Genomic DNA, 25,310 nt, shown 5'->3' with positions numbered 1-25,310 from the left:
TCCACGTGTGAGGACCTGGGATATGGCATTGCTGGAAGTCCGCGACCTGTCGGTCGTGTTCGGCCGCCGGGGCGAGCCGCCGACGACGGCCGTCGACGGCATCTCCTTCGACGTCGAGCCGGGGAGCACCGTCGGCCTGGTCGGGGAGTCCGGGTGCGGCAAGTCCGTCACCTCGCTGGCGATCATGGGGCTGCTGCCGCAGCGCGGTGCCGAGGTCAGCGGATCGGTGCGCTTCGACGGGACCGAGCTGCTGGGGCTCGGCCGCCGGGAGCTGGACCGGCGGCGCGGCCGGGATCTCGGCATGGTGTTCCAGGACCCGTTGACCTCGCTGAATCCGGTGGTGCCGATCGGCCTCCAGGTGTCCGAGGTCATCGAGCGCCACCGCGGCCGCAGCCGCAAGCAGGCCATGCCGGAGGCCGCCGAGCTGTTGCGCCGGGTCGGCATCCCGGACCCGACGCGACGGCTCAAGGAGTACCCGCACCAGCTCTCCGGCGGGATGCGGCAGCGGGCGCTGATCGCGATGGCGCTGGCCTGCCGGCCCCGGCTGCTCATCGCGGACGAGCCGACCACGGCGCTGGACGTGACCATCCAGGCGCAGATCCTGAACCTGCTGGCCGAGCTCGTCGCCGACACCGACACCGCGCTGATCATGATCACGCACGACCTGGGCGTCGTCGCCGGGCTCTGCGACGAGGTGAACGTGCTCTACGCGGGCCGCGTGGTGGAGCGAGCGACCCGGCACGACCTGTTCGCCCGGCCCCGCCACCCCTACACCTCCGGGCTGCTGGCCTCCGTCCCCCGGCTGGACTCCCCGCGCGGGCGGCGGCTCGCGCCGATCCGCGGCTCGGTGGGGGACAACATCCCGTGGGACACCGGCTGCGCCTTCTGCCCGCGCTGCCCGAACGCGCTGGAGGTCTGCGAGCAGGAACCGCCCGAGGAGAGCATCGACGTGGCCGCGCGCCTCCTGCGCTGCCACAACCCCGTCCGGGAGGACGCCGTGAGCACTGCGGAGCTGCCATGACGAACACGAACGCGGACGGCGCCCTCGGCACGCTCGGCGCCCCGGGGCAGGACACCGACGTGCTCGTCGAGGTCACCGATCTCGCCGTGCACTTCCCGATCAAGCGCGGCGTGCTGCTGGACCGCACCGTCGGCCACGTGCACGCCGTCGACGGGGTGTCGCTGCGCATCCGGCGCGGCGAGACCTACGGCCTCGTCGGCGAGTCCGGTTGCGGCAAGTCCACCCTCGGCCGGGCGCTGCTGCGGTTGGAGCGGCCCACCGGCGGCACCGTCGTCTTCGACGGCACCGACCTGTCCGGGATGAAGGGCGAACCGCTGCGCCGGATGCGCAGCCGGATGCAGATGGTCTTCCAGGACCCGTTGTCCTCGCTGGACCCGCGGCAGTCCGTGGAGGCGCTGCTGGTCGAGGGGATGCGCGCGCACGGCCTCGACCGGGACCGCGAGACCACCGCCGCCCGGCTGCGCGAGCTGCTCGCGGCCGTCGGGTTGCCGATCTCCGCACTGCGCAAGTACCCGCACGAGTTCTCCGGCGGCCAGCGCCAGCGCATCGGCATCGCTCGCGCGCTCACCGTCGGCCCGGAGCTGATCGTCGCCGACGAGCCGGTCTCCGCGCTCGACGTCTCCGTGCAGGCGCAGGTGGTGAACCTGCTCGAGGACCTGCAGGGGGAGTTCGGGCTCACCTACCTGGTCATCGCGCACGACCTCGCCGTGGTGCGGCACATCGCCGACCGGGTCGGGGTGATGTACCTGGGAGGGCTGGTGGAGGAGGCGTCCTCCGACGAGCTCTACGCCGAGCCCCGGCACCCCTACACCCGCGCGCTGCTGTCGGCGGTGCCCGTGCCCGACCCCGTGGTGGAGGACCAGCGGGAGCAGATCCTGCTCTCCGGTGACCTGCCGTCGCCCGCGTCCCCGCCGACGGGGTGCCGCTTCCACACCCGCTGCCCGTGGCGCCGACCCGAGCGCTGCGCCACCGAGCGCCCGGAGCTCCGCACGCTCACCCCCGGCCACCGGGTCGCCTGCCACTACGCCGAGGACATTCCCGCCGGAGCGCTTCCGCCCCAGGACCCGGCGTGAGCCGGCCGGGTCCGGCGGCTCCCGCGAACCGTCGTGGCGGCGCGCGATCGACCCGCGTCGGCCGGGGGTCCCGGCCGGCCCCGCACCGGTCCCGCCCCGCCTGACCGGCACCCGAGCCGGGAGCGCGATTTCTCGCGAAATCTCCCCGCACCCATCGCGATTTCTCGAGAAATCGTGGTCGGCACCAGGTCCGGGCGGGGAGGACACCTCGCGCGAGTACTCCGTGGTGCGATCTGGTGATAATGGTGAGCCAGGTTCAGTCGCGCGATGCGGCAGCGGCCGGGTGCGGCGGGCCGGTCGGGAGCGGCGCGCGCGCCGGACGGCTGCCGAGGAGCACGCCGGTGACGACCACGGCCCCGGCGGCGAGTTCCAGCGGGTGCGGCCGCTCACCGAGCACGAGCCACGCCGAGCTCACCCCGACCACCGGCACCAGCAGCGAGAACGGCGCCACCGTGCTCGCCGGGTACCGCGCCATCAACGTCGTCCACAGCCCGGAGCCGAGCACCGTCGCCAGCAGCGCCGTGAACGCCAGCGCGCCCAGCGCGGCCCAGCCGGTCGCGTGGTTGACCGAGTCCGCGACCGCGCGCCAGCCGGTCCCGGGTCCCTCCACCAGCGCCGAGAGGGCGAACATCGGCAGCGGCGGCACGATCGACATCCACAGCGTCAGCCGCAGCGGGTTCGAGGCCTGCGCCCTGCGGTTGCACAGGTTCCCGACCGCCCAGCCGAGCGCTCCGCACAGCGTGAGCAGCACCGGCAGCAGCGCAGCCGCCTGCGCCCGATGCCAGCCGATCGCGGCCATGCCGAGCACCGCGATCGCGATGCCGAGCGCTTGCACGGGGCGGATCCGCTCCCGCAGCAGGACTCCGCCGAGAAGCACGGTGAACGGCGCCGAGGCCTGCAGCACCAGCGAGGCCAGCCCGGTCGGCATCCCCGCCTGCAACGCCAGGAACAGGAAGGCGAACTGCACGGTCCCGAAGCCCAGGCCGTAGCCGAGCAGCCATCGCCACCGCACGTCGGGCGGTGGGACCAGCAGCACCGTCGGCACCGCGATCACCGCGAACCGCAGCCCGACGAAGAACAGCGGCGGGAACTGGGCCAACGAGAAGTCCAGCGCGATGAAGTTGACGCCCCAAAGCACGGTCACGAAGCCGGCGAGGAGACGATCTCGAACGGTCACGTGACAGAGCCTGCCCCGGGACGACCGTGAAGGACAATCAACAGTGTCCGCAACATCGTTGTAGCGTAGCTTCATGGAACTGCGGAGACTGCGGCTGCTGCGGGAGCTCGCCGACCGCGGGACCGTCACGGCGGTCGCGAAGGCGCTGGACTACACGCCCTCGGCGGTGTCCCAGCAGCTCCGGGCGCTGCGGGTGGAAGCGGGCGTGCCGCTCATCGAGCCCGCTGGGCGCGGGGTGCGGCTCACCGACGCGGGTCGGGCGCTGGTGGCGCGCGCGGACGAGGTGCTCGCCGCCGTGGACCGGATGGAGGCGGAGCTCGACGGCTTCCGCTCCGCCCCGCTCGGCGCGGTGCGGCTGGCGATGTTCCCGTCCGGCGCGCAGCTGGTGTTGCCGGGCCTGCTGCGCAGGCTGGCCGCCCAACCGCGGCTTCGGATCGAGTTCCGGGACGTCGACATGAGCCCGGCCGGGGTGCCGGCGCTGCTCGCGGACTTCGACGTGGTGGTGGCCCACCGGGACGACCACGCGCCGCCGCTCGACGCCGAGCGCGCGGAGATCGTCGGGCTGTACCGGGAACCGCTCGACGTGGCGCTGCCGCCGGGGCACCGGCTCGCCGCGGCTGAACGGGTGGAGCTGTCCGAGCTCGCCGGGGAGCCGTGGATCGGCGTCGACGTGGGACTGCCGGTGGACGACGTGCTGCGCTCGCTGGCGATCCGCACCGGGACGCGGCCGGAGGTGGTGCAGCGGGTCAACGACTTCCGGATCACCGAGGCGCTGGTGGCGGCCGGGCACGGGGTCGCGCTGCTGCCGCGCTTCGCGGCGGCGAACCCGAACCTGGTGCTGCGTCCGCTCGCCGGGGTGCGGGCGGGGCGCAACGTGGAGGCGGTGGTCCGCCGGGGCAGCGCCGGCCGTCCCGCGATCGGCGCCGTCCTCGACGCCCTCCGAGCCGAGACCGCCGACCTCGCGACCTGACCGGGCGATGCCGGGAGGGCTCACCCCGCCCCGACGTCGACGCGATTTCTCACGAAATCGCGGTGCCGGGCACGAGGGTGGGGCGCGATTTCTCGCGAAATCGCGGTGCCGGGCATGAGGGTGGGGCGCGATTTCTCGCGAAATCGCGGTGCCGGGGAGGCGGTGGGGCGGGGGATTTCTCGCGAAATTGCTCGGGCGGGGGGAGCGTCGCAGGTCAGGCCTTGCGGGGACGGTGCGGGGCCGTGCGAGTGGTGCGGGTGGCGGGACGAGTCCCGCGAGATGTCGCGTTCAGCGGGGCGGGGCGTGCTCCTGGGCCCAGCGCGCGATGTCGGCCACCTCCGCGGAGTGCTGGGCGAGGGTGTCGCCCACGATGCCCACCACCGGCACGTGCCCGGGGCGGACCACGTCGGGCGGGCGCGGGACGAACCCCTTCTCGTGCACCCCGGTGCTCCCGGCCCCCGGCGTCCCCTCCGCCAGGTGCCCGGTGGTGCGGGCGTAGCGCGTCAGCACCTGCGGCAGCCGCAGGTCGCGGTCCACGCCGAACCACTGCTGGCTCAGGGGGAAGATCGCCGTCAGCGCGTCCCACCAGCCTTCCGCGGCCAGCAGCAGGTCGGGATGCCGCAGCCGCAGCTCCGCGGCGAGCAGCCGCAGCCCGTCCAGCACCTCGTACCGCGGATCGTCGAACCAGTACCCGGCGGTGTCGAAGAACGCGGCGTCCACGCCGAACTCCCGCACGATCGCGGACACCGACTCGACCAGGTGCGCCCGGAACCGCGGCTCCCCGGGGTTGAGGAAGACCTGATCGCCCTCCCCGGTGCGGTCGGAGTCCCAGTCCGGCCGGTTCAGCAGCTCCGCGTAGCGCCCGGTGTCGTTGAGCAGCACCGAGCTCCGCCAGTCCGGGTAGCGGGTGACGTTCGCGCCGTGGCCGCCGAACATCGGCATCAGCCGCACCCCCAGCGAGCGGGCGCTCGCGGCGAGCTCCCCGAACCCGCGCTCCCCGCCGAGGTCCGCGCCGGGCCGGTAGCGCGGGTAGTCGTGGTAGTAGCGGCCCTCCCACCCCGGCAGGTAGGCCAGCACGCGGTGCGGCTCGACGTGCCGGGTGACGAACCGAAGCGCTTCGGCCATCGCGTCGAAGGTGTTGAACACGTGCCCGGTCCAGTGCTGCCCGTGCAGGGTGACCACGAGCGCGACGTCGCGCAGCCAGCCGGGCACGTCGGAGCGCCGCTCCCAGGGTTCGAGCCGGTGCGTGCGCTCCACGGCGGCCAGGTGCTCGTCGAGGTCGGCGGCGTGGTCGGTGACGCCGCGGTGCAGCAGGACCGGGGGAACCCGGTGCTCACCGCGCCGGGCGGAGGCGGCGGCCACGTGCACCAGCTCGACGACGCGGCCGGAGGCGTAGCGGGGCCGGTGGACGTGCAGGATCTGCCGCCGCACCAGGGGATCCCGCACGCTGAGGGTGCTCTCCCCGCTCGCGGCCCAGGGCGTCGCCCACTCCGGCCCGGGGTAGTCGAGCTGGAAGCGATCGCCGAGCTGGCGGCCGCGCCCGGTGTTCGCGGCCCACCACGGCTCCTCCGGGAGTCCGGTGAGCAGCAGCTTCACGGCCTTCACCGGTTCCGGGTGCCGTGCGGTGATGGACCACGCGGTGCGGTCGCCGCGCTGGTGCACCTCGACCTCGGCGCTGCCCTCGGCGGTGCGCTGCTGCCCCAGCAGCGCCAGCCGGTCGCAGCGCAGCAGTCCGTTCTCGTACCGGGTGCTCGCGGGGTCGAGCCCGTAGGCGTTGTCCGCGGTGAAGATCTGCAGCGCCCAGCGCACCGGGCCTTCGGGCAGGGGGAAGTGGGGATCGCGGGGGTCGAAGCTCAGGTCCGCGTCGATCAGTCCCACGAGCCCTCCCGGGTCTCAGGCGGACGGTTCGGCGTAGGTCGACACCTGGTCCAGCAGCGTCGCCAGCTCGTCCGCCTCGTCCGCTTCGAAGATCAACGTGTCGCCGGGAGGGAGCACCACGGCCACCCGGTCGCCCATGACCAGGACCGACACCGTGCGATTCTCGCCGCCGGAGTCGTGGCAGGGAATCCGCCATCGGAGGTCATCGGTCTCGTCGTCGGTCGGGGGCATGTCGTCCAGTCCGCTCCGGGGCTCGTGGGGTATCCAGACCCAACCGCGCGGCGGCGGAAGCGACAAGTGGGCTCGACCGATCGGGTGGCAATTGTGATCGACTTCGCGGCCGGAGCGGTCGCGCCGCCGGGGAGTCGGGGAGGGCGGCCGGCCCCGACGACCGGCCGGGCACCGGCCGCTCTCCCGCATTTCCCCAGGGGTGAGTCTGCGCACAGCGACCTTCCGCCGTCCCTGAATTCTGCTGGCCCGTGATCCACCGCGAATACCTCCTTTAGTCGAGTCGATGCACCGTTCGTGAACATTTTCGGCGCCAACGCACACGCACCGTGTGCAGTGCGTTCGCGGTCCCCGGAGCCCTCGAACGGCGTTCACCAGCGGAGCGGCGAATGTCGGGGTGGCGAGCGGGGAAGGCCGGCCCGGCCCCGAACGGTGGCCCCCGGCCGAGCGGGCACACTCCGCCGTGGCAGCGGTGAGCGACGAGGAGTGGTGTTGGTCGACCGGGTGACTCCGGCGGTGACGGCGATCGCGTGCGGCGCCGTGCTGTCGGTGCTGCTGTTCGTGCCGTTCGTGGCTCGCGAGCACCGCTGGCGAGGTGAGGTCGGCGCGGGCCGGATGCTGGTCGTGCTCGGCTTCGTCGTGCACTGCTGGGCGCTGATGACCTTCACGCTGCTGCCGCTGCCGCGGGTCTCGCCCGGCTTCTGCGCGGATCCCGGTGAGCACGCCCCGCAGCTGGTGCCGCTGCACTTCCTCGCATCGTTCCGCGCGCCGGCCGGGATCGGGGCGCTGCTGCGCGACCCGGTCCTGGGACAGGTGCTGCTCAACGTGGCGTTCTTCGTGCCGCTGGGCATGTTCGCGCGCCACCTGTTCCGGCTCCGCCGGAGCAGCGCGGTCGCCGCGGGCTTCGCGGCCTCGCTGCTGATCGAGTGCACGCAGCTCACGGGGGTGTGGTTCCTCTACCCGTGCGCCTACCGGTTGTTCGACGTGGACGACCTGCTGGCGAACTCGGTGGGCACCGCGTTCGGCGTGCTGCTGGCGCCGGTGCTCGACCTGCTCGGCGGCAGGCCGGCCTCGCGGCCGCGCACGCCGCGCCCGGTCACCCCGGGGCGCCGGCTGCTGGGGATGGCCTGCGACGTGGCGGCGGTGGTGCTCACCGGAGCCGCGCTGCACAGCGCGGTGGTGGGAGCGCTGGTCCTCGCCGGGCAGCGCTCGGTGGTGCTGCCGGATCCGGTGCAGGCGCTGCTGAACGCCTGGCTGCCCGGGGTGCTGGTCCTGCTGGTGCCGACGTTGGTGGGCAGCGGAGGCACGCTGGGGCAGCGCGCGGTGCTGCTGCGGCCCGCGCTGCCGGACGGCGCGCTGCCCGGCAGGGTCCGGCTGTCGTTCCGGTTGTTCTTCGGCAGCGGCCAGTACGTGCTGCTGATCGGCTTCGCCGACGTCGGTCCGAGCGAGGTGAACCGGCTGGCCGCCGGATTCGCCCTGGCGACCGCGCTCGCGGTCTGGTGGACCGAGGGCGGTCGCGGCGCCTCCGCCTGGCTGACCGGGCTGTCCATCATGGACACCCGAGTGCCGCGCTCGAAGCTCCGCGGGGGAGCGGGAGATCCGTTCACCCCTGGCGAGACGGTCCTGGTCGGCAGCCTCCCGACCTTCGATCCCGGCGGCCGGGACCTCCGCGGCCTGGTCGACCCGAGAGGAGTCGGAGCTCACCGCCGCTCCTCCCGCTAGGGGAGGCCGGTCGGAGCCGCGCCGGGGCACCGGGGTTCCGTGCGCCGGCGCGGCTCCTCCGCCCGGGTCAGCGGTGGGTGCGGTTCACCGCGGAGACCACCGCGCGCAGCGAGGCGGTGACGGTGGAGGTGTCGATCCCGGCGCCCCACAGGATCTCGCCGCCGACGGCGCACTCCAGGTAGGAGGCGGCACGGGCGTCGTCCCCCGCGGTGAGGGCGTGCTCGTGGTAGTCCATCACCCGCACGTCGTGGCCGATGGTGCTCAGCGCGTCGACGAACGCGGCGATCGGGCCGTTGCCGCTGCCGCTGATCTCCTGCTCGGTGCCGTCCGCGACGACCTTCGCGGTGATGGTCTCGTTGCCCGCCTCACCGCTGAGGGTGCGGCTGACCAGCTCCAGCGGGGTGCGGGGCTCCAGGTACTCCGCGGAGAAGACCTCCCACATCGCGTCCGGCGAGACCTCGCCCCCGTCCGAGTCGGTGCGCGCCTGCACCAGCTTGGAGAACTCGATCTGGAGCTTTCGGGGCAGGTCCAGCTGGTGCTCGCTCTTCATCACGTACGCCACGCCGCCCTTGCCGGACTGCGAGTTCACCCGGATCACGGCCTCGTAGCTGCGGCCCACGTCCTTCGGGTCGATCGGCAGGTACGGGACCTCCCACGGGTGGTCGGCCACGTCGGTGCCCGCGCGCTCGGCCTCGGCGCGGACCGCGTCCAGGCCCTTGTTGATCGCGTCCTGGTGGCTGCCGGAGAACGCCGTGTAGACCAGCTCGCCGCCCCACGGGTGGCGCTCGGCGACCGGCAGCTGGTTGCAGTGCTCCACGGTGCGCTTGATGTGGTCGATGTCCGAGAAGTCGATCTGCGGGTCGATGCCCTGGCTGAACAGGTTCATCCCCAGCGACACCAGATCCACGTTGCCGGTGCGCTCGCCGTTGCCGAACAGGCAGCCCTCGATCCGGTCCGCGCCGGCCTGGTAGCCCAGTTCGGCGGCGGCGATGCCGGTGCCGCGGTCGTTGTGCGGGTGCAGCGAGAGGATCACCGAGTCGCGGCGCGCCAGGTTCCGGTGCATCCACTCGATCGAGTCCGCGTAGACGTTCGGCGTGGCCATCTCGACCGTCGCGGGGAGGTTCAGGATGACCGGGTTCTCCGGCGTGGCCTGCCAGATCTCGGTGACCGCGTCGCACACCTCGGCCGCGTAGGACAGCTCGGTGCCGGTGTAGGACTCGGGGGAGTACTGGAAGCGGAAGTCGGTGTCGGAGTACTTGCCCGCGTACTCCAGGGCCAGCTCGGCGCCGATCTTCGCGATCTTCTTGATGCCCTCGCGCTCCTCGCGGAACACCACGCGGCGCTGCAGGATCGACGTGGAGTTGTAGACGTGCACGATGGCGCGCGGCGCGCCCTCCAGGGAGGCGAAGGTGCGCTCGATCAGCTCCGGGCGGCACTGCGTCAGCACCTGGATCCGCACGTCCTCGGGGATCGCGCCGTCCTCGATGATCTCCCGGACGAAGTCGAAGTCCGTCTGGCTCGCCGCCGGGAAACCGACCTCGATCTCCTTGTAGCCCATCTTGACCAGCAGGTCGAACATGCGGCGCTTGCGGGCGGGCGACATCGGGTCGATCAGCGCCTGGTTGCCGTCGCGCAGGTCCACCGCGCACCACAGCGGGGCGCGGGTGATCCGCTGATCCGGCCAGGTGCGGTCCGGCAGCGACACGTCCTCCACCAGCTCGTGGAACGGGCGGTAGCGGTGGAAGGGCATCGCGGAGCCGCGCTGCGGGTTCCACGGCCGCTGGTCGGCCGGGGCCTGGCGGGAGGGCGTGCGTACCCGGCCGGAGAAGGGGGCCTGGGGTTCCTGCGGCGAAGTCATGAAGTGGTCGTCTCCTGCTGGTCGGATGTGCGAACCGCAGACCGGCAGGTTGCTACCCCGCGACGAGGGGCCGGCCTAACTGACCCCGTCGCGGCGGCGAAGCAGGAGAACGCGTGCCACGTCCGCCAGGTTAACCGCACCGGGTGCCCGAGATGCAACCCGCGTTCCCACATGCTGGTCGGCGACGGCCGCCGGGCGGCGGAACGCGGGGGCGGCCGGGCGGGGCAGACTGGGGATCATGGCTTCGAAGAAGGGGCGATCCGGCATCGCCACCCTGATCAACGGCGCGGGCTTCGTGCTCGCCGTCATCCTGGTGCTGCACATCGTCTTCGAGCTCTTCGAGTTCCCCGACGAGAACGGGCTCGCGGACTCGGTGCGGGGCGCGGCCGAACCGCTCGCGCTGTTCTTCCCCGGCCTGATCCAGACCACCAACGCCCAGCTCCAGCTGCTGCTCGACTACGGTCTCGCCGCCGCCTTCTGGGTCCTCGTCGCCAGCCTCCTCGCCCGCATCTTCGGCTGAGCCGCGCGGGCGGGTCACGAGCGGGGCACGGGAGCTACTGGGTGGTAGTTCTGCGGGGTGGCCCCGTGTCACACTTCCGGGCATGTCGGAGAACGTCGGCGGGACGACCACCGGTGAGCAGGACGGCGAACTGTCCCGAGGCGGGCGGCGGCGGCTGCGGGCCACCCACGACTGGGCGAAGGCGCGCGGGCAGGTCGTCGGAGTGGTGGCCGCGGTGGCCCGCTGGGCGGGGACGCTCGCGGCGCTGCTGCTCGCGGCGCACGTGGTGCTCACGGTCGGCGGGGCCAACCCGGACAACGCCATCACCCGGTTCGTCGCGGACTGGTCGCAGCCGCTCGCGCTCGACTTCGAGGACCTGTTCACCCCGGAGGACCCGCAGCTGGCGGTGCTGGTGAACTTCGGCCTCGCGGCGATCTTCTGGTTGATCCTGACGTCCATCGCGGTCCGGATCATCAAGGCCTTCGGCTGACCTCGACCCGGTGATGTGATGCACCGCAACGTGTGATGCACGCACCGAGCCGCACAACGGGCGGCCGGTCGGCGTGACAATGCACGCACTCGACCGCTCGGCGTGGAGCGCAAATTCCCCACCAGCGAGAGGGATGTGCGTGACACGGACCGAAGCGCTCGCCCCACCCACCAGGTACTCCCGCGCGCCGCTGCCCGCGTGGCTGCTGCGCATGTTGCGGCCCGCTCCGCTGCCGCTGGACTGGACGCGCATCGTCGCCGCCGCGCTCGGCATCGGCGGGCCCACGCTCGCGGGCATCTCCCTCGACCGGCTCGACGAGGCGGTGCTCGTCTCGGTCGGCGCGCTGTGCGCCAGCTTCTCCGACCTCACCGGCTCCTACCGGTACCGGATCCGCCGCGTCGGGCTCACCGTCCTCAGCGGTGGTTTCGGGTTCGCGGCGGGCGCGCTGGCTCCGGGTCCGCTGTGGTCGGCGCTGGTGGTGGTCGCGGTGGCGATCCCCTCGGTGCTGGCCAGCCGCGTCAACGACCTGTGCGCGGCGGCCGGGGCGCAGATGCTGACCTTCTGCGTCGTCGCCACCGGGCACGTCGCGGCCGGGATCGCCGTCGGGGAGCAGATCGCGTGGTTCGTGGGCGGCGAGGTGCTGCTGCTGGCGCTGGTCGGCGCGACCTGGCCGTTCCGCCGGGCCGCCCCGGCGCGGGGTGCCGTGGCGCGGGTCTTCGAGGCGCTGCTGGAGCTGTTCGACGCGGCCGGGACCGACGCGGCGATCGGCGCGCGCCAGGAGCTCACCCGGGCGCTGAACACCGCGCACGACATCCTCGTCGGCGGCGCGTCCATCGCGCGCAGCCGGGTGCACGACCGGCTCTACCTGGTGCTCACCCGAGCCACCCCGGTGGTGGAGGCCTCGGTCGCGCTGGCGCACGCGGGATCCCGGCCGAGCGACCGCACCCTGGACGCGATGCGCACCGTCGCCCGCTGCCTGCGGGACGGCAGCGCGGTGCCCGCGTACCGGCCGGACGCCTCCGGTTCGATCATGGTGCACGCCCTGGACCAGGGGCTCGCCGACCTGATCGATTCCTGGCGGCGGGTGCGGCGCGCGGACGTGCCGGACTTCCAGGAGCGGCTCGGTCGGCGGGAGCGGATCCGGTTGTGGCGCAGGGGGATCAGCATCGGGCGCACCGGCTGGCTGCTGACGCTGCGGATGGTGCTGTGCCTGGCCGTCGCCGAGGGCGTGGGGATCGCGCTGGACTTCCAGAACTCCTACTGGATCGCGATGACCGTGGCCCTGGTGCTCAAGCCGAACTCGGGCTCGGTGTTCGCGCGGACCGTGCTGCGCGGCATCGGTTCGCTGCTCGGGGTGCTCATCGCGGGCGGCCTGCTGCTGGCGGTGCCGCCCGGCTGGGGGCTGGCGCTCGCGACCGTGCTGATCGCGGCCTTCGTGCCCGAGGCGTTGAGCAGGCACTACGGGCTGTTCACCATGGTCGTGACGATGATCGTGCTGTTGCAGATGCACCAGAGCGACCTGTTCGTCGAGCAGCTGCCCCGGGTGCGGCTGGTGGACTCGCTGCTGGGCTGCGGGCTGGTGCTCGTCATCGGCTACCTGATGTGGCCGCCGGGACGCAGCCCCGCGCTGGCGGGGCGCCTCGCCGACGCGGTGGACACCGTCGCCGAGTACGTCTCCGCGGCGCTGGCCGGGCGCGCTCAGGGGCGTTCCGCGTTGCGGCGGCGCACCTACCGGGAGCTGTCCGACCTGCGCACCGCCTTGCAGCAGCAGCTGATGGAACCGGCCTCGGCGGGCCGCGAGGCCGAGGTGTGGTGGCCGTCGATCATCGTGCTGGAGCGGCTCGTGGACGCCGCCACCGCCCGCGCCCTGCTCATCGAGCGGGGCGGGGACGACCTGCGCCTGGAGCACACCCAGCGGATCGTCTCGACGTTGCGCACCGCTGCACGGCAGCTGCGCATCCAGCCCGACGCGCCCGCGCACGCGCTGCGCAACCGGCTCACCGACGTCTACGGCGAAGTCGTCTCCTGACCAGCCGCCGGGCGGGGACCGGAGCGCACGAGGAGCCGGGTTCGCGCGGGTGCTCGGCGGACCACCCGGCGTTGATCAGCTCCAGCACCCGCGCCGTCCGGAGCGGTGCCCCGCCGATCCGGCGCCACCTGACCCTGATGCGGAAGCCGTCCACGCGATCACACGCGGGAGTCCGCGAGATCGCTGAGCACGGCCCGGAGCCGGTCCGCCGCCTCCCACACGTCGACGTAGCGCAACCAGCTCGGCGCGAACCCGAACCGCAGCGTCGTGGGATCGGCCAGGTCCACGATCACGCCCCGGGACAGCAGCTCCTGCGCCACGTAGTGCGCGTGCCGGTGCGTCACGCACACGTGCGCGCCCCGGGCGCCCTCCGGCACCGGGACCGGGGCGATCGCCATCGGCAGCTCCCGCAGGCAGCGCAGGAAGAACTCGACGAGGTCCGCCGATTTCCCCGCCAGGGCAGCGGGTTCCGAACCGTGCAACGCCGCCAGCCCGGCCCGCAGCTCCGAGATCGCGTACGTCGGCGGTACCGGGGTGCGCTGCGCGGTGGCCGGTTCCTCCCGCCACCGCCGCGCGGTGAAGGAGTAGCCCGGGGACCCGGAACCGCCGCCCAGGTACCGGTAGCCGCAGCCGATCGCGAAGTCCGCCTCCCAGCCCCGCAGGTCCACCAGCACCGCCCCGGCCGAGTGGCTCAGGTCCCACAGCGACAGCGCTCCCGCTTCGTGCGCGAGCGCGGTGATCCCGGCGGCGTCGCGCAGCCCGCCGGTCAGCGGGTCCACGTGGGACAGCGCGAGGACCGCCACCTCCTCGTCGAGCTGCTCGGGCAGCTGCCGCACGTCGTCGACCAGCCGCAGCGAGCAGCCCGCGAAGTCCGCGGCCGAGCGGGCCAGGTAGTGATCGGCGGCGAAGCAGTCGCGCCCCACCGCGAGCACCGTCCGCCCGGGCCGCAGCGCGGCCGCCGCGCGCAGGGCGTTGAACAGGTTCATCGAGCTCGAATCGGCGACCTCGACCTCCGCGGCCCGGGCCCCGATCAGCGGCGCCACCGCCGCGGCCGCCAGCCGGGACTGCCTGCGCAGGCCGTCGTCCACCTGCGGCCACGGGGTGCGGCTGTCCCAGCGGTGCCCGACGAACTCCCGCAGCCGGGCCGGGGTGGACCTGGGGCGCAGCCCGCCACTGGTGCCGTCGAGCCGGATCATCCCGGCGGGCAGCGCGTAGCGGGCGCGCGCGGCGGCGAGCTCGTCGGCGCGGTCCAGCTCCTCCGCCGCCACCCTCGTGCTCGTCCACACGAGTGAGATTCATACCGCATCGGTCGACTCCCCGTCATGCCCCTTCCACCGGCCGGGGCGATGTCCGGGTGGCCGCGTCGACCCGGGGCCCATCAGTACCGGGAGGAACCCCACCGCTCCCGGAAGACCAGCTCGGACAGGGGCTTCCTGGTGCGCGGCGCCTGCTCCTTGTCCCGCAACCGGTCGGGCAGCCCGTCCAGCGAGCCGAGCCTGCCGATCGCGATCGCCACCACCGGCTCCCACCCGGCGGGCACGCCGAACTCCGCGCGCACCGCGTCCCGGTCGAAGCCGGCCATCTGGTGCCCGGTGAAGCCCTCGGCCACCGCCTGCAGCACCAGGTTCTGCGCCGCCAGCGCCACGCCGTACTCGCCGTAGGGCAGCGGTTCGCCCTCGTCGTCCACCACCTGAGCCACCCCGATCGCCAGGGCCGAGGCAGCTTCGGTCCAGCCCCGGTTGCCCCGGGAGAGGGTGCCGCGGATCCGCTCGAACTCCGGTTCGCCGCGGCGGCCCGCCAGGAAGCGCGCGGGCTGCGTGTTGCCCCAGGACGGCGCCCAGCGGGCGGCCTCGAACAGGGCGCGGAACCGCACCTCGTCCAGCTCCGCACCGGGGTCCAGCGCGCGCGGGCTCCAGCGGGCGGCCAGCAGCGGGTGCAGCGGCACCGACGACTGCGCCGACTTGCCCTCGGGGACCTCGAAGTCGTCGATCACGAACCGCCTCCAGCTCTCGTCTCCGGTGCGCCCGGAACCCGGCCGCAAGACTTCCTCAGATGGCGTAGGGCCACGCGGTGAGCGAGTAGGCGCCGAACCAGGCGCCGAAGCACACGATCAGCACCGTCGAGCACACCGCCGTCGTCGTGCGCCGGTGCGCCAGCCCGATCGCCACCGGGATCAGCAGCGGGAAGGCGGGCAGCATCAGCCGCACCTTCGAGTACATCAGCCCGTCCGAGCCGAGATCCACCGCCAGCACCGCGAACGCGAACAGCACCAGCGGCCACGGCATCCGCGAGCGCACGCACAGCACCAGCAGCACCAGGGCAGCCAGCACGATCCACACCGTGAAGGTCTCCAGCACGGACTTGTCCTGAGTCAGCGTTTCGAGTGCGAACCTGCCGGTGGACCAGCCGCCGTCGAAGGCGGAGGACCAGCCGCGCTGCTGCAGCGCGAAGTAGCCGCCGAGCGACCCGGTCTGCACCGACACCCAGCCCACGTACAGCACCATCCCGAGCGGGGCCAGCAGCGCGCCCAGCAGCGGCCGCCAGCCGTCCCGGCGCTGCACCAGCGCCACCAGCGCCGCGATCCCCACCACGCCGATCAGCGCCGCCGCGGTCGGCCGCACCAGCCCGGACCCGGCGCAGCACAACCCGGCGAGCAGCCAGTTCCGCTCCAGCACCCCGACCAGCGCCCACACCGCCAGCGCGCAGAACAGCGCCTCCGAGTACGCCATCGACAGCGTCACCGCCATCGGCGAGGCGGCGAACAGCGCCACCAGCAGCAGCCCCACCCCGGTGCTGCCGCCGACCGAACGCCCGATCCGGGCCAGCCCGTGAGCGGCGGCGATCCCGGCGGCCAGGCTCACGACCACCGCGGCCGCGTCCACGCCCATGCCGGTCACCGCGTCGAGCACCTGCACCAGCACCGGGTAGCCCGGGAAGAACGCCAGCGGCGTCTCCGGCGACCGGTTGCCGTAGCCGTCGACCAGGCTGTCGGCGACGCCGCCGTAGCCGTGCGAGGCGATCTCCAGGTACCACTCGCCGTCCCAGGCGCTGAGGTTGTCCGCGAGCGACTCGTCGTTGGCCGCGGAGAGCCAGGCCAGCACGAGCAGGCCGAACAGCCGGATTGCGAGGTAAACCACACCGGGGGCCAGGAAGCCCCACCGGGCACCCAGTTCGGCGGCCCGTTCGCGGACCTGCCGCCACCGCCGCGGGGCCGGGCGTTTCCGCTGGTCGCGGGCCCTGTGCTGGGTCCCCGGGCACTGCGGCCCGACAGCTCCGGGAGTGGTGGACAACCCGCTCCTCCGCCCTTGTCGACAAACCGGCCTGACACGTTAGTCCTCAGTCACGGCTCTGGGTCTGGGCGGTGACGGTTCGGTAGGCTGGCGCAGCAGCGGAGCGACCAGTCGAAGGCCGCTCGACCTCCTAGGTCGAGGCTGCTTCTCGCTGGTCGCGGGGCTCCCCGGCTCGTCGGTCAACCCGGCGTGACCGCGCTGGCGCTCTTCGTCCACCGGCGTCAGTGCGGGACCACCCCCGCACCCGGGACGACTGCTTCCTCCGGGCACCCACACCCGAGGAACGGCGCGAGGAGGTTAGTTTCACGTGGCGCTCGTCGTCCAGAAGTACGGCGGTTCCTCGCTCGAAAGTGCCGACCGGATCAAGAAGGTCGCCGAACGCATCGTGGAGACCCGCAAAGCGGGCAATGACGTGGTCGTCGTCTGCTCGGCCATGGGTGACACCACCGACGAGATGCTCGACCTGGCTCAGCGGGTCAACCCCGCCCCGCCGGAGCGCGAGCTCGACATGCTGCTGACCGCGGGGGAGCGGATCTCGAACGCTCTCGTGGCGATGGCGGTGGAGGCGCTCGGCGAGCAGGCCCGCTCGTTCTCCGGTTCGCAGGCCGGGGTGATCACCACGTCGGCGCACCAGAACGCGCGCATCATCGACGTCACCCCCGGCCGCGTGCAGGAGGCGCTCGCCGAGGGCCAGGTGGTGCTGGTCGCCGGGTTCCAGGGCGTCTCGCAGGACACCAGGGACATCACGACCCTCGGCCGCGGCGGTTCGGACACCACGGCGGTCGCGGTCGCCGCGGCGATGAACGCCGACGTGTGCGAGATCTACACCGACGTGGACGGCGTCTACACCGCCGACCCGCGGATCGTGCCCGACGCGAAGCACCTGGAGCACGTGACCTACGAGGAGATGCTGGAGCTGGCCGCGACCGGCGCGAAGGTGCTGCACCTGCGCGCGGTCGAGTACGCCCGCCGCTACGGCGTCCCCCTGCACGTCCGCTCGTCGTACTCGCCCAAGCCCGGAACGATCGTGTCCGGCTCAGTGGAGGACCTCACCGTGGAACAAGCGATGATCACCGGCGTCGCGCACGACCGGTCGGAGGCGAAGGTCACCGTGCGCGGTGTGCCGGACAACCGAGGCGTCGCGGGGAAGATCTTCCGCGTGGTCGCCGACGCCGAGGTCGACATCGACATGGTGCTGCAGAACGTCTCGGGCAGCAGCTCCGGGCGCACCGACATCACCTTCACCGTGGCGCGGGACAACGGTCCCGAGGCCGTCGCCGAGCTGGAGAAGATCCGGGCCGAGGTCGGCTTCGAGGAGGTCGTCTACGACGACCACGTCGGCAAGGTCTCGCTGGTCGGCGCGGGGATGCGCTCGCACCCCGGGGTGACCGCCACGTTCTGCGAGGCGCTGTCCAACGCGGGCGTGAACATCGAGATCATCAACACCTCCGAGATCCGGATCTCGGTGCTGATCAGGGACACCCAGCTGGAGGACGCGGTGCGCGCGCTGCACGCGGCCTTCGAGCTCGGTGGCGAGGAGGAGGCAGTCGTGTACGCGGGGAGTGGTCGCTGATGGCACCGACCGTTGCGATCGTCGGCGCCACCGGCGCCGTCGGCACCGTCATGATCGACATCATCAACGCGCGGGACTCCGTGCCGTGGGGTGAGATCCGGCTGATCGCCTCCGCCCGCTCGGCGGGCAAGAAGATCACCGTGCGCGGCGAGCAGCTCACCGTCGTCGAGCTGGCCCCGGAGGCCTTCGACGGCGTGGACATCGCGCTGTTCGACGTGCCGGACGAGATCTCGGCGAAGTGGGCGCCGATCGCGGCCGAGCGCGGCGCCGTCGCGGTGGACAACTCCGGCGCGTTCCGGATGGATCCCGAGGTCCCGCTGGTGGTGCCGGAGGTCAACCCGGAGCAGGTGCACGAGCGCCCGCGCGGGATCATCGCCAACCCGAACTGCACGACGCTGTCGATGATGGCGGCGCTGGGCGCGCTGCACCGCGAGTTCGGGCTCAAGGAGCTCGTGGTGTCCTCGTACCAGGCCGCGTCCGGTGCGGGCCAGGAGGGCATCGACCGGTTGCACGCCGAGATCGCGGCCCTGGCCGGCAAGCAGGTCGGCGAGCGGGCGGGCGACGTGGCCGAGGCGCTGGCCGCCGCCGGCCTCCCCGAGGAGACCCCGTTCCAGGCGCCGCTGGCGCTGAACGTGGTGCCGTGGGCGGGGTCCCGCAAGGACGACGGCTGGACCTCCGAGGAGCTCAAGGTCCGCAACGAGTCCCGCAAGATCCTGGGCATCCCGGGCCTGAAGGTCTCCGCGACCTGCGTCCGGGTGCCGGTCGTGACCACGCACTCGCTGGCCGTGCACGCGGTCTTCGAGCGCGAGGTCACCGTCGCCGAGGCGCACCGGGTCTTCGAGGCGCAGCCGACGATCGTGCTGCAGGACGACCCGGACAAGCTGGACTTCCCGACCCCGGCCGCCGTCGTGGGCGCCGACCCGACCTACGTCGGGCGGGTGCGGCAGGCGCTGGACTTCACGAACACGCTGGACTTCTTCGTGTGCGGGGACAACCTGCGCAAGGGCGCGGCCCTGAACACCTACGAGATCGCCGAGACCCTCGTGCGGTGACCGCGCGCCACCGCCGAAGGGCGCCTCCCCCCTGGCCGGGGGAGGCGCCCTTCGGCTTTCCCGGGCAGGTGGCCCGCATCGCCCGTCCCGGGGGGAGTCAGCGTGGATCCATCGAGCTGTTGTTCCAACGTGTCGATGCTGGCGGTATGTCCGTCATGAGCTGGCCCCACGGCTTGTCGAGCCACGAAGGGTCCGACGAGCTGCCCGAGCACAACTCACGACGCCACGAGTTTGCCAGCGGCGGGAACGGGTTCGTTTTCGAGGGCGGCATGGCTCAAGACCGCGGTTCTGTTCGATACGGGGTGGAACTCGCCTCGCCGGGGGTGTGGGCCAAGAAGGTGATCGGCCGCGATCACCCGTGAGGAGGAAGGTGCAGCGCGCTGCTCGGGCCAGCGAACCGGCTGGACATCGCGCTGCTCGACGCAGAAGTTCGACGCTAGCCCGATCAGGGCATCTAATCGCCCAGCGTCGTCTGACCTCTCCCGGTTGTCGGTGGCGAGTAATACAGTGAGCGATGTGCAGAAGGAGGGGTCATGACAGTCACGATGGTCGAGGTCACCGCCGAACAGCTGCGTGCCCGCCGCAGCGTGTTGACTGGTCAACTTCCGTTCGATGAGGCTGAGCTGCACAAGCGAGCTGTCGACGAGCACACCGCATCGCCCGACGAGCGGGAGATCTACAACGAGCTCGTCGAGATCGACTTTTTGCTCGGGGAGTAGCCGGTGGCGGTTGACACCCATGCCAGGGCGCAGGAGTTCGCGCAGGAAGTCCAAGACTTACTCGACAACGTTCTTCCTGCTCCGGAGGGTGGTCACGAAAGTCGGCAGGTCAACTGCTTGTATACCCCGAAAGGGCTTTACGCGGTTCATCCCGGCGATCTGACTAAAATGGCTCCCATACCGTTGCTGAGTGGCGGTATGGAGGTGGCATATCTCAGATTTCGATATCACTGCACCAGCGACACTCAACGTACCTATCTCGCGGTCGAGAAGTCTGCTTTTGAGCTGATTGGGCCGAGTGGTACTGACAATAATGCCCCGATCGTGCGTCTCGATTACGGGCGTGGTGCCAACAAGGTTCCGTCGGCCCACTGGAACGTGCATGCCGAGCGGGGTGCCGTGAGTCATATCCTCGCCAGGACGAACCCCAAGCATTCTGGGATGTTGTCCAAGGTGCATCTCTCGGTCGGTGGGGCGCGAGCCCGGCCGTGCCTTGAGGATTTTTTGCAGATGTTGCTAGATGAGTTCAAGTTCGACCGCTGCCCAGGTGCTCAGCAGGAAATCGAGCGGGGAAGGGTGAAGTGGCGCCGCACGCAGATCGCGACGCTAGTTAGAGATGCCCCTGATGTGGCGGTAGAAACTTTGGAATCGCTTGGTTATGGCGTCACCGTGCCATCGGCGGGAGTCCGAAGCGCGAACTTTGAAGCGTTACGCCGCTGCTGATACCGGGGTCGTTCGGGATCGGGCCGGTGCGACCGGGCGTCGGGGCCGAGCCCGGCAGTGCGGCGCGGGGTGCCGGCCCGGTTAGGTTGGGGGCATGAGCTCCGCACCGGTCGTCCTCGGCATCGATCTCGGCACCACGGCGACGAAGGTCGTGGCCGCCACCGTCGAGGCAGAGGTGCTGCACCAGACCGAGCGCGGCTACCCGCTGCGAACCGAGGAGCCGGGCGAGGCCACCCAGGACCCGGTGACCGTGCGGGACGCGGCGGTCGAGGCGCTCGCCGAGTGCGCGGCCTGGGCCCGCGAGCGGGGTCACGAGGTGCGAGCGCTGTCGTTCAGCACCGCGATGCACACCGTGCTCGGCCTGGACTCCGCCGGGAACCCGGTGACGCCCTCGTACAACTGGGCCGACACCCGGGCCGCGCCGGTGGCGGAGCGGCTGCGCGGGTCCGGCGGGCTCGACGAGCGCGCCGCCGCGCTGCACCGCGCGACCGGGACCCCGGTGCACACCCAGTCGGTGATGGTGAAGCTGGCCTGGCTGGGGGAGCAGGACGGCGCCGCGTCCGGGGTGCGGCGCTGGTGCGCGCTGAAGGACTTCGTGTTCGGCGCGTTCACCGGCGAGTTCGTCACCGACCACTCGCTCGCCTCCGGCAGCGGGCTGCAGGACATGCGCACCCTGGAGTGGTACTCGCCCGCGCTGGAGGTCGCGGGGGTGCGGGCCGAGCAGCTGCCCGCGCTGCTGGCGCCGACGGAGGTGCTGCCGCTGACCGCCGGGATGGCGGAGCGGACCGGCCTGCCCCGGGGGCTGCCGGTGGTGCTCGGCGGCGGAGACGGGCCGTTGGCGAACCTCGGCGTGGGAGCGGTCGTCCCGGGCGTGGCCGCGCTCTCGCTCGGCACCAGCGGGGCGTTGCGGGTGCTGCGGGAGGAACCGGGCGTGGACGAGCGCTGCCGCACCTTCAGCTACGCCCTAGCCGACGGGCTCTGGGTGATCGGCGGAGCGGTGAGCAACGGCGCGGTCGTCGGGCAGTGGGCGGCCGACGCCTTCGGCGTGGAGGTCGGGCCTCTGCTCGACGAGGCCCTGCGGGTGCCCGCTGGCGCGGACGGCCTGCTCGCCCTGCCGTACCTGCTGGGCGAGCGGGCACCGTGGTGGGAGGCGGGTCTCACCGGCGCGTTCGTCGGCCTGCGCAAGGCGCACGGCCGGGCCGAGATGACCCGCGCGGTCGTCGAGGGCGTGGCGCAGCAGCTGGCGCTGGTGAAGGACGCCGTGCACGACGCGGGCGCCGAGGTGCGCGCGGTGCGGGCCACCGGCGGCGGATTCCGCAGCGAGGTGTGGGCGGCCACGGTCTCCGCCGCGCTGGACATGCCGCTCGAACTGGCGGAGAGCAGCGGCGGTTCCGGGCTCGGCGCCGTGCTGCTCGGGTGGCGCGCGCTCGGCGAGTTCGACTCGCTGGAGGCCGCGGGCGACCTGGTGCGGCCCGACCGCACCGTCACCCCCGACCCGGACGCCGCCGCCCTGCTGGCCCGCCGCCGCCCCCTGGTCGACCGCCTGCACCAGTCGCTGCGAGACCTCGACCTCTGACGCCTCGACGGTGAACGGCCCGCCGGGGGCCTCAGCGGTGCAGCCGGGAGGCGATGAGCCGTTCGCAGCTGCGGAGGACGACGCGGACCGCCTCGCGGTGGGCCCGGTCGTGCAGCGGGTTCACCGCCTGGTCGCGCCAGCGCGCCAGCGCCGCCCCGGCCTCCTCGGCGAGGATCGACTCCAGCACGTCCGGCTCCTGCCCGAGCCGCGCCGCCGCGTCCTGGCCCTGCGCGCCCAGCAGGCGTCGCGCCTCGTTCTGCAGCGGCCGGGGGAAGCTCAGCTGCCCGGACCGCAGGGCGGACAGCAGCCGCATCTCCTCCCACTCCGGCGAGTTCGCCAGCAGCCGCTCGAAGTCGCCGCGCAGCTGCTGCACCCCGGGCCTCGGATTGGCCCGCAGCACCATGTCCACCGCCAGCAGCACCGACCGCGCGCGCAACGCGTCCTGGCGTTCCACGAACTGCTGGTGCACCGCCTCCTGCAGGTCGTTGAGCCTGCTGGCCTCCAGCAACGCCGCGCTGAGCCGCTTCAGGTCGGTGACGCCCTCGCCGAGCGCGGTCAGCGCCTGCGCCAGCCCGAACCGGCCCAGCCGGTTCATCAGGTCCTGCCGGGTGCTCGACGGCACCGATTCCGGCGTCGGGTTGTTCGAGAACCGGTCGGAGGACAGCAGCAGCGCCTCCAGCGACTTCTCCGGAAGCTGCCGCAGCCGCACCAGCGCGGCGAAGTCCTCCTCGGTGAGCGTCGCCGCCGCCTGCCCGAGCAGACCGATCACCGGGATCGAGTACTGGGTGAACGCGCGCACCGCCGGTTCGTCGCGGAACCGCAGCGCGATCCGCTCCGCCGCCGCGACCGCTCCGCCGCCGCCGTTGCCGGTCTCGTCGGCCCGGGAGAACGTGATGATCGTGTTGATCGGCGCCCGGCGGGCGAGCTGCAACTCGTGCACCGACTGGAGGAACTGGAGGTCGGTCTGCTGCGGGTAGCGGGTCAGGTAGAGCAGCGCGTCGGCCTCGGAGAGCACCTGCGCGAGCGCGGAGCGCCCGGTGTCCTGCACCGCCGAGGACGACACCCCGGGCGTCTCCAGCAGCGTGATCGCCTGCAAGCCGGGGGCGGGCGCTTCGATCACCAGCCGGGAGACCTCGTCCGGCCGCCAGCGCTGGAGGTCCCGGATGGTGGCCGTCTCCAACGTCGTCACCGGCACGTTCTGCACCGCGCCGTGCGGGGTGTGCACGGTGATCCGCGGCTCCGGCCCGTACTGGTAGAAGGTGTTGACCTGGGTGCTCTCCTCCGCGTCGGTGGGCGCGAGGTGCTGGCCCACGAGCGCGTTGATCAGCGTTGACCTGCCGGACTTGACCCGCCCGCTGACCGCGATGCGCAGCGGCTGGTCCAGCCGCTCCAGCCGGGCGCGCAGCCACGCGGAGGTGCGCGGGTCGTCCCGGTAGCAGGTCATGGTGCGGATCAGCAGCTCCCGGGAGCGCTCCAGCAGCCCGCCGAGAGGTTGCGCGGGCCGGCTCATGCCGCGGTGATCCGGTTCGCGATGAGCATCGCGGCCCGCCTGCGCAGCAGCGCCAGCTCCTCCAGCTTCCGCCGGATCTCGCGGGCCCGGTCCTCCCGGTCCACGGCGCTGCGCTCGGCGGTGCGCTTGATCTCCTGGATCGCTCGGCTGATCTCCAACTGGGCTTCCTCGGTGAGCTGGGTGAAGTGCTGGTGCAGCGCGCGGTGCGTGGCGCGGATGGTGTCCTTGGCCTCCTTGTTCACGTGGAACACGACGTGCTCCACGTAGCGCTGCGCCGCCGTCTTCGCCTCGGCCTGCCTGCGGCGCAGCCGGGCGTCCTTCTCCTCGTTGAGGCTGCGGCTGCCCAGCAGCAGACCCGCCGAGATGGACACGACGTTCATCAGCGGCAGCCCCGCCATGCTGGTGATGAGACCGAACATGAGCACGCCGCCGTAGGAGCCGCGCAGCCCGGTCAGCACCTGGTCGAACCGCTTGTAGCTGCCGTTGCTGGGCGGCTTCAGCGGGTTCACCTGGTCGAACGGGTCGGGCAGCAGGGCCTGCTCGACGTGCGGGCGGGCCGCGGGGTGCTCGCGCAGGAACTCGTCGGTCACCCGGTCCCGCAGTTGTTCGCGGCGGCGGTCCAGCCAGCTGAAGTTCTCCTCGATGGCCGTGGACAGCGCCTCGTCGAGCCAGTGGACGAAGTCGTCCCAGACGGCGGTCGGGTCGGCTTCCTCCAGGGTGTCGCCGATCTGGCCGGTGATGGCCCAGCTGCGCTCGCGGAAGTCGAACTCGATGTCGGCGAACAGCTCGCCCACGCCGTCGTTGAGGGTCTTCTGCCAGCGGCTGGTGGCGCGCCGCAGGTCTTCGGAGCGGCGCTGCGCGGTCTCCAGCTCGATCAAGGTCTGCGCCGCGGTACGCGGGCTCTGCGCGGCGAGCTCGGTCTTGAGGGCCTCGCTGAGCTCGTCGACCGCGTCCGCGACGTTCTGGGAGACGAGCCTGCGGGTGAGCTGGTCGTGCTTTCCGAGCGCCTCGCCGCGCAGGTATTCGACCAGCTGCGGAAATCCGGATTCGGTGTTGAGCGCGGCGTCCTTGGCGTGCATCGCCTGCATCCGGATCGTGGAGGAAACCGGAAAGATCTTGGCGTTGATCCCGGCGCCGGCCAGGTGTCGCTGGTTGAGCTCCACCACGCGGCGCCAGTTCGGCGTGATGTCCGTTTTCGGCTGCACGATCGCCACGTTCGGGCAGAGCTTGGTGACCTTCTTCAGGAAGGCGAGCTCGTTGTGCGTCAGCTCCTGGGTGGCGTCCGAAACGATGAGCAGCGCGTCGGCCTCGGCCACGACGCCGAGGGTGCGCGCGGTGAGCGTCGTCGAGGTGGCGCCGACCCCGGGCGTGTCCATCAGCACCAGGCCGTCCTTGAGCACGGCACGCGGGATGCCGACCTCGCCGCGGCTGACCGGCCTGCCGCTGGAGAGGGCCTGGTCGATGCGCTCCCGCACCTGCTCCACCGGAACCGGGTAGCGGTCCAGCGCGGCGGGGCCGCCGCCGGATTCCCGCTCGACGACCTGCGCGGTGGGGTGCTCGGAGTGGCGCACCAGGGTGGGCACGCGGGTGGTGGAGTCCTCGCCGGAATCGCACACGGCGGCGTTCACCAGCGCGTTGATCAATTCGCTCTTGCCCTGCTTGGGTTCCCCCACCACCAGCACGAGCTGGGCGGGGTCCAGAACGCGCGTGCGGATTTGCCGCAGCCGGTTGTGCAGGTCAGGGCGCTGCTGCTCGGCGCATTCGGCAGTCGCGCGATCGATCAGTTCCACCATCGCCGTCTCGATCACACTAGCGATTGTGAACTGCTCGGCGCTCGAAGAGAAACCCGAGCGGGTGACTTGTGTCAGGGCTGTGGTGTGGTAAAGCGAAAGCCGGGTTCGCACGAATCGTGCGAACCCGGC

The 25,310-nt window shown here is 72.3% G+C and carries 22 protein-coding genes; 13 read left to right on the top strand and 9 right to left on the bottom strand.

What is annotated here, in order from left to right; all coding sequences use genetic code 11:
- Positions 1-22 precede the first annotated feature (22 nt).
- A complete protein-coding gene (locus ACL03H_RS07260) occupies positions 23-1,021 on the top strand; it encodes an ABC transporter ATP-binding protein (protein ID WP_412810327.1) in 999 nt (332 codons plus the stop codon).
- Positions 1,018-2,094: an ABC transporter ATP-binding protein gene (locus tag ACL03H_RS07255; protein ID WP_412810326.1), complete on the top strand. Its 1,077-nt coding sequence runs from the start codon at positions 1,018-1,020 to the stop codon at positions 2,092-2,094. The genes ACL03H_RS07260 and ACL03H_RS07255 overlap by 4 nt, the downstream gene beginning before the upstream one ends.
- A 256-nt stretch (positions 2,095-2,350) precedes the next feature.
- Here the strand turns inward: ACL03H_RS07255 and ACL03H_RS07250 are convergent, their stop codons facing one another.
- Positions 2,351-3,271 (bottom strand): EamA family transporter, encoded by a 921-nt coding sequence (locus ACL03H_RS07250; protein ID WP_412810325.1) that lies wholly within the window; start codon positions 3,269-3,271, stop codon positions 2,351-2,353.
- A 73-nt stretch (positions 3,272-3,344) separates the two neighbouring features.
- Here ACL03H_RS07250 and ACL03H_RS07245 point away from each other — a divergent pair, with 73 nt between their 5' ends.
- On the top strand, positions 3,345-4,241 hold the full coding sequence (locus ACL03H_RS07245) for a LysR family transcriptional regulator (RefSeq protein ID WP_412810324.1): 897 nt from the start codon (positions 3,345-3,347) through the stop codon (positions 4,239-4,241).
- Positions 4,242-4,529: 288 nt separating this feature from the next.
- Here the strand turns inward: ACL03H_RS07245 and ACL03H_RS07240 are convergent, their stop codons facing one another.
- On the bottom strand, positions 4,530-6,119 hold the full coding sequence (locus ACL03H_RS07240; RefSeq protein WP_412810323.1) for a hypothetical protein: 1,590 nt from the start codon (positions 6,117-6,119) through the stop codon (positions 4,530-4,532).
- Positions 6,120-6,134: 15 nt separating this feature from the next.
- Positions 6,135-6,272 (bottom strand): hypothetical protein, encoded by a 138-nt coding sequence (locus ACL03H_RS07235; protein ID WP_412810322.1) that lies wholly within the window; start codon positions 6,270-6,272, stop codon positions 6,135-6,137.
- Positions 6,273-6,839: 567 nt separating this feature from the next.
- On the opposite strand from ACL03H_RS07235, the gene ACL03H_RS07230 reads away from it, so the two are divergent.
- Positions 6,840-8,069, top strand: coding sequence for a VanZ family protein (locus ACL03H_RS07230; RefSeq protein ID WP_412810321.1), 1,230 nt, complete (start codon positions 6,840-6,842; stop codon positions 8,067-8,069).
- 67 nt (positions 8,070-8,136) lie between these two features.
- On the opposite strand, the gene leuA is transcribed toward ACL03H_RS07230, so the two are convergent.
- On the bottom strand, positions 8,137-9,927 hold the full coding sequence (gene leuA / locus ACL03H_RS07225) for a 2-isopropylmalate synthase (protein WP_412810320.1): 1,791 nt from the start codon (positions 9,925-9,927) through the stop codon (positions 8,137-8,139).
- Positions 9,928-10,165: 238 nt separating this feature from the next.
- On the opposite strand from leuA, the gene ACL03H_RS07220 reads away from it, so the two are divergent.
- The 3 genes from ACL03H_RS07220 to ACL03H_RS07210 all read left to right on the top strand — a co-directional run bounded on the left by ACL03H_RS07220 (position 10,166) and on the right by ACL03H_RS07210 (position 12,945).
- Entirely contained in the window at positions 10,166-10,447 is a 282-nt protein-coding gene (locus ACL03H_RS07220; RefSeq protein ID WP_412810319.1) for a hypothetical protein, read from the top strand.
- 82 nt (positions 10,448-10,529) lie between these two features.
- Positions 10,530-10,916, top strand: coding sequence for a hypothetical protein (locus ACL03H_RS07215; RefSeq protein WP_412810318.1), 387 nt, complete (start codon positions 10,530-10,532; stop codon positions 10,914-10,916).
- 139 nt (positions 10,917-11,055) lie between these two features.
- Positions 11,056-12,945, top strand: a complete 1,890-nt coding sequence (locus ACL03H_RS07210; RefSeq protein WP_412810317.1) for an FUSC family protein — start codon at positions 11,056-11,058, stop codon at positions 12,943-12,945.
- Between the two features lie 158 nt (positions 12,946-13,103).
- Here ACL03H_RS07210 and ACL03H_RS07205 read toward each other — a convergent pair whose 3' ends face one another.
- The 3 genes from ACL03H_RS07205 to ACL03H_RS07195 form a co-directional block, all read right to left on the bottom strand.
- Positions 13,104-14,213 (bottom strand): aminotransferase class V-fold PLP-dependent enzyme, encoded by a 1,110-nt coding sequence (locus tag ACL03H_RS07205; protein ID WP_412810316.1) that lies wholly within the window; start codon positions 14,211-14,213, stop codon positions 13,104-13,106.
- Between the two features lie 110 nt (positions 14,214-14,323).
- Positions 14,324-14,935, bottom strand: coding sequence for a nitroreductase family protein (locus tag ACL03H_RS07200; protein WP_412810446.1), 612 nt, complete (start codon positions 14,933-14,935; stop codon positions 14,324-14,326).
- A 58-nt stretch (positions 14,936-14,993) separates the two neighbouring features.
- Positions 14,994-16,082, bottom strand: a complete 1,089-nt coding sequence (locus tag ACL03H_RS07195; protein ID WP_412810315.1) for a hypothetical protein — start codon at positions 16,080-16,082, stop codon at positions 14,994-14,996.
- Between the two features lie 460 nt (positions 16,083-16,542).
- On the opposite strand from ACL03H_RS07195, the gene ACL03H_RS07190 reads away from it, so the two are divergent.
- The 6 genes from ACL03H_RS07190 (at position 16,543) to ACL03H_RS07165 (ending at position 21,878) form a co-directional block, all read left to right on the top strand.
- Positions 16,543-17,808: an aspartate kinase gene (locus tag ACL03H_RS07190; RefSeq protein WP_412810314.1), complete on the top strand. Its 1,266-nt coding sequence runs from the start codon at positions 16,543-16,545 to the stop codon at positions 17,806-17,808.
- The gene (locus ACL03H_RS07185) at positions 17,808-18,860 is read left to right on the top strand and encodes an aspartate-semialdehyde dehydrogenase (protein WP_412810313.1); all 1,053 of its coding nucleotides are present in this window, start codon (positions 17,808-17,810) and stop codon (positions 18,858-18,860) included. Before ACL03H_RS07190 ends, ACL03H_RS07185 begins: the two co-directional genes overlap by 1 nt.
- A gap of 146 nt (positions 18,861-19,006) precedes the next feature.
- Positions 19,007-19,222 (top strand): hypothetical protein, encoded by a 216-nt coding sequence (locus ACL03H_RS07180; protein ID WP_412810312.1) that lies wholly within the window; start codon positions 19,007-19,009, stop codon positions 19,220-19,222.
- Positions 19,223-19,393: 171 nt separating this feature from the next.
- Positions 19,394-19,579, top strand: a complete 186-nt coding sequence (locus tag ACL03H_RS07175) for a hypothetical protein (RefSeq protein WP_412810311.1) — start codon at positions 19,394-19,396, stop codon at positions 19,577-19,579.
- Positions 19,580-19,582: 3 nt separating this feature from the next.
- Positions 19,583-20,302 carry a hypothetical protein gene (locus ACL03H_RS07170; protein ID WP_412810310.1) on the top strand — a complete coding sequence of 240 codons (720 nt, stop codon included), beginning with the start codon at positions 19,583-19,585 and terminating at the stop codon, positions 20,300-20,302.
- Positions 20,303-20,396: 94 nt separating this feature from the next.
- Positions 20,397-21,878 (top strand): gluconokinase, encoded by a 1,482-nt coding sequence (locus tag ACL03H_RS07165; RefSeq protein ID WP_412810309.1) that lies wholly within the window; start codon positions 20,397-20,399, stop codon positions 21,876-21,878.
- A 31-nt stretch (positions 21,879-21,909) separates the two neighbouring features.
- Here ACL03H_RS07165 and ACL03H_RS07160 read toward each other — a convergent pair whose 3' ends face one another.
- Both ACL03H_RS07160 and ACL03H_RS07155 read right to left on the bottom strand, forming a co-directional pair.
- Positions 21,910-23,388 carry a dynamin family protein gene (locus ACL03H_RS07160; RefSeq protein WP_412810308.1) on the bottom strand — a complete coding sequence of 493 codons (1,479 nt, stop codon included), beginning with the start codon at positions 23,386-23,388 and terminating at the stop codon, positions 21,910-21,912.
- Complete coding sequence (locus tag ACL03H_RS07155; RefSeq protein ID WP_412810307.1) at positions 23,385-25,196, bottom strand: dynamin family protein; 1,812 nt, start codon at positions 25,194-25,196, stop codon at positions 23,385-23,387. Before ACL03H_RS07155 ends, ACL03H_RS07160 begins: the two co-directional genes overlap by 4 nt.
- Positions 25,197-25,310: the final 114 nt, after the last annotated feature.

Source organism: Saccharopolyspora antibiotica (genome assembly GCF_047200635.1).
Taxonomy (GTDB): Bacteria; Actinomycetota; Actinomycetes; order Mycobacteriales; family Pseudonocardiaceae; genus Saccharopolyspora_C.
Note: the sequence above shows the minus strand (reverse complement) of the source record. Positions and strands in the feature narration are given on the sequence as shown.

What these genes read in the sequence shown, in the direction of transcription:
- ACL03H_RS07165 (WP_412810309.1), top strand. Translation starts at nt 20,397, where the DNA reads ATGAGCTCCGCACCGGTCGTCCTCGGCATCGATCTCGGCACCACGGCG.
- ACL03H_RS07185 (WP_412810313.1), top strand. Translation starts at nt 17,808, where the DNA reads ATGGCACCGACCGTTGCGATCGTCGGCGCCACCGGCGCCGTCGGCACC.
- ACL03H_RS07220 (WP_412810319.1), top strand. Translation starts at nt 10,166, where the DNA reads ATGGCTTCGAAGAAGGGGCGATCCGGCATCGCCACCCTGATCAACGGC.
- leuA (WP_412810320.1), bottom strand. Translation starts at nt 9,927, where the DNA reads ATGACTTCGCCGCAGGAACCCCAGGCCCCCTTCTCCGGCCGGGTACGC.
- ACL03H_RS07175 (WP_412810311.1), top strand. Translation starts at nt 19,394, where the DNA reads ATGACAGTCACGATGGTCGAGGTCACCGCCGAACAGCTGCGTGCCCGC.
- ACL03H_RS07215 (WP_412810318.1), top strand. Translation starts at nt 10,530, where the DNA reads ATGTCGGAGAACGTCGGCGGGACGACCACCGGTGAGCAGGACGGCGAA.
- ACL03H_RS07245 (WP_412810324.1), top strand. Translation starts at nt 3,345, where the DNA reads ATGGAACTGCGGAGACTGCGGCTGCTGCGGGAGCTCGCCGACCGCGGG.
- ACL03H_RS07160 (WP_412810308.1), bottom strand. Translation starts at nt 23,388, where the DNA reads ATGAGCCGGCCCGCGCAACCTCTCGGCGGGCTGCTGGAGCGCTCCCGG.
- ACL03H_RS07180 (WP_412810312.1), top strand. Translation starts at nt 19,007, where the DNA reads ATGTCCGTCATGAGCTGGCCCCACGGCTTGTCGAGCCACGAAGGGTCC.
- ACL03H_RS07255 (WP_412810326.1), top strand. Translation starts at nt 1,018, where the DNA reads ATGACGAACACGAACGCGGACGGCGCCCTCGGCACGCTCGGCGCCCCG.
- ACL03H_RS07260 (WP_412810327.1), top strand. Translation starts at nt 23, where the DNA reads ATGGCATTGCTGGAAGTCCGCGACCTGTCGGTCGTGTTCGGCCGCCGG.